This is a genomic window from Kitasatospora sp. NPDC088134 (assembly GCF_044741705.1).
Lineage (GTDB): Bacteria > Actinomycetota > Actinomycetes > Streptomycetales > Streptomycetaceae > Kitasatospora.
Map to the genome: position 1 here is coordinate 109,962 of NZ_JBIUTD010000003.1, position 12,103 is coordinate 122,064.

13 protein-coding genes and 1 riboswitch are annotated in these 12,103 nt (G+C 76.8%); of the genes, 8 read left to right on the forward strand and 5 right to left on the reverse strand.

The annotated features are described in order from the left end of the window. Position 1 precedes the first annotated feature (1 nt). Both thiS and thiO read right to left on the reverse strand, forming a co-directional pair. Positions 2 to 211 carry a sulfur carrier protein ThiS gene (gene thiS, locus ACIOHG_RS06325; RefSeq protein WP_400945981.1) on the reverse strand — a complete coding sequence of 70 codons (210 nt, stop codon included), beginning with the start codon at positions 209 to 211 and terminating at the stop codon, positions 2 to 4. Next, entirely contained in the window at positions 208 to 1,395 is a 1,188-nt protein-coding gene (gene thiO, locus ACIOHG_RS06330) for a glycine oxidase ThiO (RefSeq protein ID WP_400945984.1), read from the reverse strand. The genes thiS and thiO overlap by 4 nt, the downstream gene beginning before the upstream one ends. Then, positions 1,364 to 1,476, reverse strand: a riboswitch (TPP riboswitch). It overlaps the preceding gene by 32 nt. 83 nt (positions 1,477 to 1,559) lie before the next feature. Between thiO and ACIOHG_RS06335 the strand changes: the two genes are divergently transcribed. The 4 genes from ACIOHG_RS06335 to ACIOHG_RS06350 are packed head-to-tail and all read left to right on the forward strand — an operon-like array spanning position 1,560 to position 4,509. Next, the gene (locus ACIOHG_RS06335; RefSeq protein ID WP_400945986.1) at positions 1,560 to 2,768 is read left to right on the forward strand and encodes an NAD(P)/FAD-dependent oxidoreductase; all 1,209 of its coding nucleotides are present in this window, start codon (positions 1,560 to 1,562) and stop codon (positions 2,766 to 2,768) included. A 20-nt stretch (positions 2,769 to 2,788) separates the two neighbouring features. After that, positions 2,789 to 3,154: an Rv2175c family DNA-binding protein gene (locus tag ACIOHG_RS06340; RefSeq protein ID WP_400945988.1), complete on the forward strand. Its 366-nt coding sequence runs from the start codon at positions 2,789 to 2,791 to the stop codon at positions 3,152 to 3,154. Beyond that, the gene (gene thiE, locus ACIOHG_RS06345) at positions 3,151 to 3,798 is read left to right on the forward strand and encodes a thiamine phosphate synthase (RefSeq protein WP_400945990.1); all 648 of its coding nucleotides are present in this window, start codon (positions 3,151 to 3,153) and stop codon (positions 3,796 to 3,798) included. The genes ACIOHG_RS06340 and thiE overlap by 4 nt, the downstream gene beginning before the upstream one ends. Before the next feature lie 48 nt (positions 3,799 to 3,846). Beyond that, on the forward strand, positions 3,847 to 4,509 hold the full coding sequence (locus tag ACIOHG_RS06350; protein WP_400945992.1) for a VanZ family protein: 663 nt from the start codon (positions 3,847 to 3,849) through the stop codon (positions 4,507 to 4,509). 8 nt (positions 4,510 to 4,517) lie between these two features. Here ACIOHG_RS06350 and ACIOHG_RS06355 read toward each other — a convergent pair whose 3' ends face one another. Next, the gene (locus ACIOHG_RS06355) at positions 4,518 to 5,624 is read right to left on the reverse strand and encodes a polyprenyl synthetase family protein (protein WP_400945995.1); all 1,107 of its coding nucleotides are present in this window, start codon (positions 5,622 to 5,624) and stop codon (positions 4,518 to 4,520) included. Positions 5,625 to 5,840: 216 nt separating this feature from the next. Here ACIOHG_RS06355 and metF point away from each other — a divergent pair, with 216 nt between their 5' ends. After that, entirely contained in the window at positions 5,841 to 6,755 is a 915-nt protein-coding gene (metF, locus tag ACIOHG_RS06360; RefSeq protein WP_400945997.1) for a methylenetetrahydrofolate reductase [NAD(P)H], read from the forward strand. Between the two features lie 506 nt (positions 6,756 to 7,261). Then, positions 7,262 to 7,981, forward strand: coding sequence for a hypothetical protein (locus ACIOHG_RS06365; protein WP_400945999.1), 720 nt, complete (start codon positions 7,262 to 7,264; stop codon positions 7,979 to 7,981). Between the two features lie 7 nt (positions 7,982 to 7,988). Here ACIOHG_RS06365 and ACIOHG_RS06370 read toward each other — a convergent pair whose 3' ends face one another. Together ACIOHG_RS06370 and ACIOHG_RS06375 are read right to left on the reverse strand one after the other, a co-directional pair. Then, positions 7,989 to 9,380 carry a phytoene desaturase family protein gene (locus tag ACIOHG_RS06370; RefSeq protein ID WP_400946001.1) on the reverse strand — a complete coding sequence of 464 codons (1,392 nt, stop codon included), beginning with the start codon at positions 9,378 to 9,380 and terminating at the stop codon, positions 7,989 to 7,991. 282 nt (positions 9,381 to 9,662) lie between these two features. After that, complete coding sequence (locus tag ACIOHG_RS06375) at positions 9,663 to 10,262, reverse strand: DUF4126 domain-containing protein (RefSeq protein WP_400946003.1); 600 nt, start codon at positions 10,260 to 10,262, stop codon at positions 9,663 to 9,665. A gap of 467 nt (positions 10,263 to 10,729) precedes the next feature. Here ACIOHG_RS06375 and ACIOHG_RS06380 point away from each other — a divergent pair, with 467 nt between their 5' ends. Both ACIOHG_RS06380 and ACIOHG_RS06385 read left to right on the forward strand, forming a co-directional pair. Next, on the forward strand, positions 10,730 to 11,215 hold the full coding sequence (locus tag ACIOHG_RS06380; protein ID WP_400946006.1) for an SAV_6107 family HEPN domain-containing protein: 486 nt from the start codon (positions 10,730 to 10,732) through the stop codon (positions 11,213 to 11,215). Between the two features lie 116 nt (positions 11,216 to 11,331). After that, complete coding sequence (locus ACIOHG_RS06385) at positions 11,332 to 12,084, forward strand: methyltransferase domain-containing protein (protein ID WP_400946008.1); 753 nt, start codon at positions 11,332 to 11,334, stop codon at positions 12,082 to 12,084. Positions 12,085 to 12,103 lie beyond the last annotated feature (19 nt).

Genomic DNA, 12,103 nt, shown 5'->3' on the forward strand with positions numbered 1-12,103 from the left:
GTCAGCCCCCCTGGACGGCGGTGAGGATCTCGACCCGGTCGCCCGCGCCGAGCACCGTGCCGGACCACGAACTGCGCGGCACCACCGCCTCGTTGACAGCGGCGGCGATCCCGGTGGGGGCGGCCGACACCTCGGCGACCACGGTGTCGAGGGTGGTGGCGGCGGGCAGCGTGCGCGGCTCGCCGTTGACGGTCAGCGTGATGGGGTTCATGCGGGGACCTCGGTGCGGAAGCGGTGGGGGGTGAAGTCGGCGGCCAGGGCGGGCAGTTCGCCGGTGGCCAGGTAGTCGGCGAGCAGGTCGGCGGTGACCGGGGTGAGCAGCACGCCGTTGCGGTGGTGCCCGGTGGCGGCGGCCAGCCCGGGCAGCGCGGTCGGGCCGAGCAGCGGTGCGTTGTCGGGGGAGCCCGGGCGCAGCCCCGCGCCCGTCTCCGCCAGCTCCAACTCGGTGATCCCGGGCACCAGTTCGTGGGCGTCCCGGAGCAGCTCGTAGACCCCGCCGGCCGTCACGGTGGTGTCGTGGCCCTGCTCCTCGGTGGTCGCGCCGACCACCAGCTCGCCGTCGGCGCGCGGCACCAGGTAGATGTGCTGCCCGCGCACCACCGCGCGGACGTTGCGGGACAGGAAGGGCGCGTACCGGGGCGGCACCCGCAGCCGCAGCACCTGGCCCTTGACCGGGCGGATCGCCGGCAGTACCCCGGCCGGCAGGCCCGGCAGCAGGTGGCTGCGGGCGCCCGCGGCCAGCACCGTGCACCCGGCGGACAGCTCGACGCCGGTCGACAGCCGGACGCCGGTGGCCCGGACCTCCCCGGCCCGCCCGGCGGTGGTCAGCAGCTCGGCGGCCGCGGCCCGGTGGAAGGCCACCCCGAGCCGCTCGCAGGCCGCCACCAGCGCGGCGGCCAGCCGGCGGCCGTCCACCTGGTGGTCGTCGGCGACGTGCAGGCCGCCGCGCACGCCCGGGGCCAGCATCGGCTCCAGCCGGCGGCACTCGCGGCCGGTCAGCCACTCCGAGGACAGGCCCAACCGGGCCTGGAAGGCGTGCAGTTCACGCAGCTCGGCCCGGTCGTCGGCATCCAGCGCCACCGCCAGGGTGCCGGTCGCCCGGTAGCCGGTGTCCAGCCCCGTCAGCTCGGTCAGCTCGGCCGCGAAGGCCGCGTACCGCCGGTTGGACACCATGCCCAGCCGCAGCAACGGCTCCTCGCCGTACTGCAGTTCGGTCACCGGGGCGAGCATCCCCGCGGCGACCTGCGCCGCCCCGCCGCCCGGCGACGGGTCCGCCACCGCGACCGACAGGCCGCGCTGCGCGGCGCGCCAGGCCACGCCCAGCCCGATGATCCCCCCGCCGACCACGAGCACGTCGGAATGTGCCACAGCGGCTTCTTCTCCCTTCGCCGGCATGACCCGGATCAGGTTCGGACGGTCGCGGGCCGCCGCAGCCCGCCTCTCAGCCCGGTGCGCCGGGCTCCCGTGATCAAGTGACTCCCCTCCACCTTAACGCCGCGCCGATTCCGGCCCGATTCCGGCCTGAGGACGCCTGCCTGCGGCGGGCCCCGCTCGGTAGGGTGGGCGCCGTGGCTGAGCTGAGGACAACGGACCGGGCCGTCGTGGTCGGAGCGGGCATGGCGGGCGCGCAGGCCGCGCTGAACCTGCGGCAGGGCGGCTGGCGGGGCCCGATCGCCCTGCTCGGCGACGAACCCCACCCGCCCTACGACCGCCCCCCGCTCTCCAAGGACGTCCTGCTCGGCAAGGCCGACAGCACCGCCTTCGAGATCGACTGGGCCGGCCTGGACGTCGACCTCCTGCCCGGCCGCCGCGCCACCGGCCTGGACCCCGGCCTGCTGCACACCGACGGCGGCGAACTCCCGTACCAGGCCCTGGTGATCGCCACCGGCGCCGAGCCGCGCACCCTCCCCGGCCTGCCCGGCGCCCGCACCCTGCGCACCGTCGACGACGCCCTGGCCCTGCGCGCCGCGCTCGCCCCCGGGCGGAGGGTCGTGCTGGTCGGCGCGGGCTGGATCGGCGCCGAGACCGCCACCGTCGCCCGCGCCCTCGGCTGCGAGGTCACCGTGGTCGAGGCCGCCGCGACCCCGCTGGCCGGCGCGCTGCCCGCCGAACTCGGCGCCCTGATGGCCGACTGGTACGCCGCCGCCGGGGTCGACCTGCGCTGCGGTGCCACCGTCGCCGGGGCCGCCGACGGCGGGGTGCTGCTCGCCGACGGCACCCACCTGCCCGCCGACGAGGTGGTGGTCGGCATCGGCGCCCGCCCCGCCACCGACTGGCTCACCGGCGGCCCGCTCGCCCTCGACCCCGAGGGCACCGTCCCCGTCGACGACCGGCTGCGCACCGCGCTGCCCGGCGTCTGGGCGGCCGGCGACTGCGTCTCCTACCCCTCCGCCCGGCTCGGCGGCGCCCGGATCGCCGTCCAGCACTGGGACCACGCCCTGCACTCCGGCGGCGCCGTCGCCGCCTCCGTGCTCGGCACCCTGGACGCCCCCTACGACCCCGTCCCGTACTTCTGGTCCGAGCAGTTCGGCCGCACCGTCCAGTACGCCGGCCGGCACGCCGGGGCCGACCACCTGCTCTGGCGCGGCTCCCCGTCCGACCCCGCCTGGACGGTGCTCTGGCTGCGCGCGGGCGCGCCGGTCGCGGTGCTCGCCGTCGACCGGCCGCGCGACCTGGCCCAGGGGCGGCGGCTGATCGAGCGCGCTACGGTGCTCGACCCGGCCCGCGCCGCCGACCCGGCCGTCCCGCTGAAGGCGGCCGTGGGCTAGCACCTGGGTAGGCTGGGGCCGTGAGCACGATTGATCCCAAGACTGACGCCCTGGTCCCCGCGTGGGTGTACCTCCCCGACATCGCCGAGCGCTGGGGGGTGGTGATCACCGAGATCCGCGACATGGTGCGCGCCCGCACCCTGCTGGCGGTCCGGCGCGGCGAGAACAACTCCCTGCAGGTGCCCGCCGACTTCATCGAGGACGACGGCCTGGTCAAGCACCTGGCCAGCACCCTCACGGTGCTCCGCGACTGCGGCTTCTCCGACGAGGAGATCCTGGAGTGGATGTTCACCGAGGACGCGTCCCTCCCCGGCACCCCGATCCAGGCCCTGCGCGAGAACCGCGGCACCGAGGTCAAGCGCCGCGCCCAGGCCCTGGCCCTGTGACTGCCCGGCCGACGGCCCGTCAGCGGCTCGCCGACGCGCGGCTCTACCTCTGCACCGACGCCCGCCGCGCGCAGGGCGACCTGCCGGAGTTCCTGGACGCGGTGCTGGCGGGCGGTGTCGACATCGTCCAGCTCCGCGACAAGGGCCTGGAGGCCAAGCAGGAGCTGGCGTACCTGGAGGTCTTCGCGGACGCCGCGCGCCGGCACGGCAAGCTGCTCGCCGTCAACGACCGGGCCGACGTCGCGTACGGTGCCCGGCCCGACGTGCTGCACCTCGGCCAGGACGACCTGCCGGTGCCCGTCGCCCGCCGGATCCTCGGCGAGGACGTGCTGATCGGGCGCTCCTGCCACGCCGAGGACGAGGTCGACACCGCGATCGCCGAACCCGGCGTCGACTACTTCTGCACCGGCCCGGTCTGGCCCACCCCCACCAAGCCCGGCCGCCACGCGCCCGGGCTCGACCTGGTCCGGTACGCCGCCGCGGCCCGGCCGGAACGCCCCTGGTTCGCCATCGGCGGCGTCGACCTCGGCAACCTCCAGCAGGTCCTGGACGCGGGCGCGACCCGGGTCGTGGTGGTCCGCGCGATCACCGCCGCCGAGGACCCGGGCGCGGCGGCGGCCGAACTGGCCCGCCGGCTGCGGTAGGCCGCCCGGTCGGGAACCGCACGGTTCCCGACCGCACTCCGTGCAGGCATGGAGTCCATCGCCACGCCCGCCCGCCGGGCCCGCCGGATCGTGCTGCTCGCCCCCGTACTGCTCGGGGCGGCGGCCGTCGCCTTCCTCGCCCAGCGGCCGCTGCACCACGCCGGGTGGCACGGCTGGACGGGGACGGCCAACGGCATCGTGTTCCTGACCGTGGCCGCCCTGCCGTTGGCCGCGCTGACGGCGCGGGCGCTGGCCGCGCGGCGGCGGGCGGCCGGGGTCCAGCCCGGGTGGGCGCGGCGTTCGGCGCTGGCCGAGGTCGGCACGGTCTACGGGACGGTGCCGTGGGTGTGGATGATCCTGCTGCCGGGCGCCGACCCGGGCGGTCCGCGCCGCCGGGTCAACCTGGTGCCGCTGCACGACCTCGCGGAGATCGTCGCCGCCGGGCCGCCCGCCACCGCGGTGGCGCAGATCGTCGGCAACCTGCTGGTGTTCGCCGCGCTCGGCGCCCTCGTCCCGGTCCGGTTCGCCGCGCTCGCCTCGGTGTGGCGGGTGCTGGCGCTCGGCGCGGCCTGCTCGGTGCTGGTGGAGACCGCCCAGTACGTGCTGCGGCTGGACCGGGTCTCCTCGGTCGACGACGTGCTGCTGAACGCGGCCGGGGCGGCGCTGGCGGCCCTGGCCACGCGCCGCTGGTGGCGCCGTCCGGCGGCCTGAGGCCGCGGTCAGTACGTGCGGACGGTCGCCGCGTCGGCCAGCGCCCCGAGCGCCGCGCGGGCGGCGGCGTCCGCGAGCGGGGCGGCGGCCAGCGCGGCCATCGACTCGGCCAGCAGCGCGTCGATCCGGGCCTCGACGGCGGCCGGGGCGCCGCTGCGGGTGATCAGCGCGCCCAGGTCGGCGATCTCGTCCGGGGTGAGGTCCGGGGCGCCGAGCCGGGTGTCCAGGCGGCGGGCGTCGGCGGGGGAGAGGCCGCGCATCGCGTGGGCGACCAGCAGGGTGCGCTTGCCCTCGCGCAGGTCGTCCCCGGCGGGCTTGCCGGTGACGGCCGGGTCGCCGAAGACGCCGAGCAGGTCGTCGCGGAGCTGGAACGCCTCGCCGAGCGGCAGGCCGAACGCGCCCAGGGCGTCCACCAGGTCGGGGCCGGCACCGGCCAGCAGCGCGCCGACCTGGAGCGGCCGCTCGATGGTGTACTTCGCCGACTTGTAGTGCAGCACCGTCCGGGCCCGGTCGAGCGCCCCGGCGTCGGCGGAGTCCCCGGCGACCGGCTCCAGCACGTCCAGGTACTGACCGAGCATCACCTCGGTGCGCATCAGGTCGAAGGCCGGCTTCGCGGCCGAGACGGCCGCCGCCGACAGCCCCGAGCGGTGGAACAGCTCGTCGCACCAGATCAGCAGCAGGTCGCCGAGCAGCACGGCGGCCGAGGTCCCGTACTGCTCGCGGTCGCCGCGCCAGCCGCTGGCCCGGTGCAGGTTCTCGAAGCGGCGGTGGACGGCGGGCAGGCCGCGGCGGGTGTCGCTGCGGTCCATCAGGTCGTCGTGCACCAGGGCGCTCGCCTGCAGCAGTTCCAGCGCGGCGGCCGCCCGTTCGATGCCGGGGTCGTCGGCCGCGCCGCCGGCCGCCCGCCAGCCCCAGTAGCAGAACGCGGGCCGCAGCCGCTTGCCGCCGTCCAGCAGGAAGTCGCGCAGCGCGTCGGCGACCGGCCCGAGCTGGTCGGAGATGCCGGAGAGCAGGGCGGTCCGCTCGGCCATGAAGGTGCCGAGCGCGGTGTTGACGCGGTCGCGCACGTCCTCCGCGTCGACGGGGTTGCGGGGAAGGCGGATGGAGGAGGGCACCTGGAACTCCGGATCGTGGGCTGACAGTCAGACTAACGCGCCCGATCGGGTGCCCCGGCCCGCCGTCGGGCCCGCCCGCGCCCCGTCCAGCCGTTCGCCCGGTCGTTCGTCCAGCTGTTCGGGCAGTTCGGCGGGGGAGTGGCGGGATCTCATCCGGTGTCTCACGGGCTGGACGCCGTTTGTCCGGGCCGCGCCGCCGACGGCTAACCTGCCTGCATGGCACTCGGCATTCCCTCCACCAGAAGCGACCGCGCACAGACCGTGCGCGACCTGCTGGCGGCAGGCGACCGCTCCTTCTCCTTCGAGTTCATGCCGCCCCGCGGCGAGGAGGGCGAGCGCAAGCTCTGGGACGCGATCCGCCGGGTCGAGTGCCTGGAACCGAACTTCGTCTGCATGACCTACGGCGCGGGCGGCTCCTCGCGCGGCCGCACCGTCGACCTGGTCGGCCGGATCGCCACCGAGACGACGCTGACGCCGGTCGCCCACCTCACCGCCGTCGACCACTCGACCGCCGAACTGCGCAACATCATCGGCCAGTACGCGGACCAGGGCGTGCGCAACGTCCTCGCGGTGCGCGGCGACCCGCCCGGCGACCCGATGGGCGAGTGGGTCCGGCACCCCGAGGGCGTCGACTACGCCTACCAGTTGGTCGAACTCATCAAGGGCATCGGCGACTTCTGCGTCGGGGTGGCCGCGTTCCCGCAGATGCACCCGCGCTCCGAGAACTGGGACGAGGACATCCGGCACTTCGTCGCCAAGTGCCGGGCCGGCGCGGACTACGCCATCACCCAGATGTTCTTCGAGGTCGAGGACTACCTGCGGCTGCGCGACCGGGTCGCCGCGGCCGGCTGCGCGACGCCGATCATCCCGGAGATCATGCCGGTCACCAACATCCGCCAGCTGGTGCGCTTCCCGCAGCTCTGCGGCTCGGACTTCCCGCCCGAGTTCCGGCGCCGCCTCGAAGCCGCCGCCGAAGACCCGGCCGCCGTCCGCGCGGTGGGCCTGGAACACGCGACGGCCATGGCCGAAAGGCTCCTCGCGGAGGGCGCCCCGGGCCTGCACTTCATCACCCTCAACCACTCCACCTCCACCCTGGAGATCTACCAGAACCTGGGCCTCCACCAGCGTTGACCCCGCCTGCGGCGGGCTTCCGGGGGTTTCGCCTGCGGCGGGCTGATCGGGGCGAGGGGTGTTCGGCCCGCGGCCGGCTGTTGCGGGCGCCCCGGCCTGCGGCGGGCAGCTGGGGTGGAGGGTTTCGCCTCCGGCGGGCCGGTGGGGGCGATGGATGCTCGCTCTGCGGTGGGCGCCCTGGGTTTGGCGGTCGGTGCTTCCGGCGGGGCTGGGATTTCGCCTGCGGCGGGCTGGTCGGGGGCAGGAGCCTTCGGCCTGCGGCCGGGTGCGGTGTGGGTTGCCCCGGTCTGCGGCGGGCGTCGTGGGCTCGGTGGGCGGGGGTTTCGCCTGCGGTGGGCTGATCGGGGGCGGCCTGCGGCCGGGTGTTGAGGGGGCCCCGGCTTGGGGTTGGCGGTGGCTCTGGGCCGGGGTGGGGGCTGCCGGGTGGCGGGGCGGTCGGGGATGAGGTGGTGTTCGGCCGGAGGCTGTACAGTCGCCCGCAACTGTGCGGTGACGGAGGTGGCGGGATGGGCGTCGGGTACCTGCTCCTCTATGGCGCGCTGGGGGTGGTCGCGGTCTGGCTGACGGCCGAGTTGCTGTTGCAGAACCGGGCCGCGTTGCACTGGCGGGCGGTGGCGCTGGGCGGGTTCCTGGGCGTGGTGCTGGGGATGGCGATGTCCTCGGTGGCGGTGATAGCGGTGGGCGCGGGCGCCTTCGCGGTGGGGCAGGCGATGGTGACCGCCTCGGTGAAGCGCGGCCGCCCGGTCGGCCGGTCGCTGCGCCGGGCCGACGGGAGCCTGCCCGGTCCGCTGGCCCGGGTGCCGCTGCTGGCGGCCGCGACCGGCGGGGCCGCGGTGGTGGCCGAGGAGGCCGCCGCGGTGGAGCCGGTCGGCGAGGTCGGGCCGGTCGAGGACCAGCCGCTCGACGAACTGCCGTACGCGTACCAGGAGTTCCAGGAGCTGGACGCGGGCGTGTACGAGGAGGCGCCGGTCGTCCAGCAGGGGTACGTCCAGCAGGAGTACGTCCAGCCGCAGCAGTGGGTCGCGCAGCCGCAGCTGATCGGCTACGACCAGTACGGCCAGCCGGTCTACCAGTACCAGGACCCGTACGCGCAGCCCGGCTACCAGGACCCGTACGGCCAGCAGCAGTACCAGTACCCGCAGCAGCAGCCGTACATCCCCGAGCAGCCGGGCCCGGCCCAGGACCAGCAACAGCAGCAGAACTGGTACTACCAGCAGCAGTACTGACGCACCGTCAGGCCGGGCCGAGCAGGCCCGCGGTGATCGAGGCGGACATCCCGACCCGGGCCAGGCCGCCGCCGGGGTGGGCGTGCGCGCCGATCAGGTACAGGCCCGCCGGGCCGGGCTCGTTGGCGGTGGCGAGCCGCCCCCCGGCCAGCGAGGGCACCGGGACGGCGGGCGTCCAGCGGGTCTCCCGCCAGCGCAGGCGCGGGCGCAGGTCGAGCCCGGCGGCGGCCAGGTGGGAGAGCAACCGGTCGACCCAGGCGTCCAGTTCGGCGGTGGCCGGGGCGGGCCCGCCGGGCACCGTGACGGTCAGCACGGCGGCCTCCGCGTCCGGGCCCGGCACCAGCGAGGGGTCGTCGGGGCGCAGCAGTTGGACGGTCGGCCGCTCGGGCAGCGTGCCGTCGGTGAAGACCGCGCGGGCCTCGGCGGCACCGTCCGCGGCGTGCACGACGGTGCGGTGCGCGGTGCCGGCCGGGCGGGCCCCGTCCAGGGCGAGCAGCACGGTGCAGCGGCCGGGCGCGGGCGCGGCGGGCTCCGGGAAGCCCAGGCCGGGGACGGCGGAGAGCACCGCGTCGGCGGGCAGCACCCCGTCGTCGGTGCGGACGCCGGTGACCCGGCCGTCGGCGACGGTCTCCAGGGCGCGCACGGGCGTGTCGAAGCGGAACTCGACGCCGCGCTCCCCGCAGCGCGCGAACACCGCGTCGGCGAGCGCCCGCAGACCGCCGTCGACGTACCAGACGCCGAAGGACTGCTCCATGTACGGCAGCACCGTCGCCGAGGCGGGCGCGGTCCGCGGGTCCAGGCCGTACCGCAGCGCGTACTCGGCGAGCAGCGCGGCCGGGCCCGGCCCGCCGCCGAGCTCGCGGGCGGCGTCGGCCAGGGTGGGCCGGCCGCGCGGCAGCAGCCGGGACAGGCCGCGGCGCGGCGGCACCGGGTACGGGTCGGCCGGGTCGACGGCCGGCCGGGGCTCCTCCAGCAGCGGACGGCGGGTGGCCTCCCAGACGGTGCGGCCCCGGTTCACCAGCGCGCCCCAGCGCTCACCGGTGCCCGCGCCGAACGCGGCGTCCAGCGCCTGGCCGACCCCGCCCCGGGAGGCGTTCGGCAGCACCAGCTCGGTGCCGTCCGGGAACAGGTGCCGGCTCTCCGGGTCGACCGGCCGCAGCCCGACCAGCTGCTCCAGCGGCTCCCGACCGGTCTTCAGCGCGAGGTCCCGGTAGACGGCGGGCAGCGCGAGCAGGCCCGGCCCGGTGTCGAACCCGAAGCCGTCCCGCCGGTACGCCCCCACCTGGCCGCCGTGGGTCCCGGTGGCCTCCAGCACCGTCACCCGGTGCCCGAGGGTGGCCAACCTGGACGCGGCCGCGAGACCGCCCATACCTGCGCCGACGACGATGATCCGAGCCATGGCAGAAGATCCTAGGGGGTGCCCGCACGGCGGCTGCCCGAGGCCGGGAACGGCGCCTCCGGCGGGGCAGGCGGGGCAGGCGGGGCAGGCGGGGCGGCCGGGCCGGCCGGGGAACCGGGCCGGTGCGGGAGGGCGGGGCCTGCGCCCGGGCTGCCCGAGGCCGGGAAGGGCGCCTCTGGCGGGGGAATGGGTCCTGCGGTGGAGGGGGTGCCCGCACGACGGCTGCCGCCCGCGCCGGAGGGTGCGGGGCCTGTGGCCGGTGCGGCTGCCGCGGGCCGGGGCTCAGGCTGCGGCGGCCGCCCGGGAGAGGCGGCGTTCGCGGCGGCGGAGCCAGAAGCGGCGGATGCGGGAGACCGCGAACCAGACCAGCAGGAGTCCGAGGGCCAGCAGGACCGCCGACACCGAGGCCGCCAGCCAGGGGTGGAAGACCGCCAGGGTGACCAGGCCCGCCACCGAGAGGTCCTCGCCCAGGCTGACCACGATGTTCGAGGCCGGTTCGGGGGAGGTGTTCACCGCCATCCGCAGGCCCGCCTTGACGCCGTGGCTGAGCAGCGCCGTCGCGCCGCCGACCGCGCCCGCCGCGACCTCGCCCAGCGAGCCCGGGTCGTGCGCCGCCAGCAGCGCGCCCACCGTGGCGCCCGCGACCGGGCGGACGAAGGTGTGCACCACGTCCCAGACGCTGTCCACGTACGGGATCTTGTCGAGCACCGCCTCGCAGAGGAACAGCACCCCGGCGGCGATCAGTACGTCGGTGCGCTCCAGCACCGGCGGGACCGACTCGGCGCCGCCGAACCGCCCGAACAGGCCCAGCAGCAGCACCACGGCGTAGGCGTTGATCCCGCTCGCCCACCCGCTGGTGAAGATCAGCGGCACGGCCTCCACGGCGGCCCCCCTTCCACGCGCCCGCCCGCACCTCGGACGGGACCCGGCCACCGTACCGGGCCCCGCCGACCGGGTCGGGCGCCCGGCGGCCCGGGCGTCTGAGTACCCGTACTCAGATCACCGGTTGAGTACCCGGGCGGATTCCGCCGCCCGCCCCGGGACGGCAGAGTGGTGCGCACCGGGAAGGCCACCGCAGGGCGGAGCCTCCCGGAGCGCCCGGGGCCCGGGTCACCACCGTGGGGGAGAGGTGACCGGAACGCGGCCCGGGGCGCGCCGACGGCCGGAGAACGGGGGCCGGGCACCGCCGACACGGGGCGGCGGAGCCCGGCCCCCTCCCAGGGGGGACCGGCCGTGGGGACGACGGAAAGGGTGGAAAACGGCCCGAGTTGTCAGACCCCCCGTTCACGATGGATGCATGCGCGGGCCGACCGGCCCGGGCAAAGGTCCGGAGTGAACGGGGGAGACCCATGACCATCAGTCGTCCTGAGCCTGTCGCCCGCCCTGCCGTCGATCAACCCACCCTGCCCGCCGGTCGCGGTGGCGACGTCCACCCGGTGCTGCGCCGGGTCGCGCCGTCGCCCGCCGCCCTCGAACTGCTCCGCCACGCGCACCGCACCCTGGTGCACGCCCGGGGCCGGCAGGATCCGCTGGAGCGCTACGCCACCGCCCACCTCGCCGCCCTGCGCGCCACCGCGGCCGTGCTCGCCGTCCGGGGCCGCCCCGAGCGGCACCCGCGCCGCCGCCACGCGATCCGCCCCGCCTGGGAGCTGCTGCCCGAGGTCGCCCCCGAACTCTCCGAGTGGGCCGCCTACTTCGCGGCCGGCGCGCGCCGCCGGGCCGCCGCCGAGGCGGGCATCGCCGGTGCCGCCGGCGAGCGGGACGCGGACGACCTGATCCGCAACGCCGCCCTGTACCTGCGGATCGTGGAGCGCATCCTGGCCCTGCACCCCTGAGCCCGGGGCGGCCGCCCCGGCCCGGTGGCGCGCTGCGCCGGGCCCGGGCGGCCGGGGCACGGCGGATAAGGTGGGGGCGTTCCCGCCGTGGAAGACCTGCCAAGAGGGGTGCCGCCTTGTATCCGACTCGTCCCCGCAGTGCGCTGCGTACCGCCGTGGTGTGGGAGGTGGTGCGGGCGGCGCTGGAGCGCCGGGCCGCCGAGCTCGGACGGCCGGTGCTGGAGGTCGTCGACACCGGCGGCGGCACCGGCAACTTCGCCGTGCCCGTGGCCCGGCTCGGCCACCGGGTGACGGTGGTCGACCCCAGCCCGGACGCGCTGTTCGCGCTGGAGCGCCGGGCCGCCGAGGCCGGGGTCACCGACCTGGTCCGGGCCGTCCAGGGCGACACCCAGACGCTGCCCGAGCTGGTCCCGGCCGGCTCGGTGGACGCGGTGCTCTGCCACGGCGTCCTGGAGGTCGTCGACGACCCCGCCGAGGCGCTCGGCCACCTGGTCGGCACCCTGGCCCCGGGCGGCCTGGTCAGCCTGCTCGCCGCCAACCGGAACGGCGCCGTGCTGGCCCGCGCGGTGGCCGGCCACTTCACCGACGCCCGCACCGCGCTGGACGCGCCGGACGGCCGCTGGGGCGCCGGCGACCCGATGCCGCGCCGCTTCACCGGCGAGCAGCTCGACGCGCTCGCCACCGGGGCCGGGCTGAAGGTCGCCGCCGTGCACGGCATCCGGGTCTTCGCCGACCTGGTCCCGGGCGTCCTGGTCGACACCGAGCCCGGCGCGCTGGACGCGCTGCTCAAGCTGGAGCTGGCCGCCGCCGAGCAGCCCGCCTTCCACGCCGTCGCCACCCAGCTGCACCTGCTCGCCGCGGCGGTCTGATCCCCCGGCCCGGGCACCA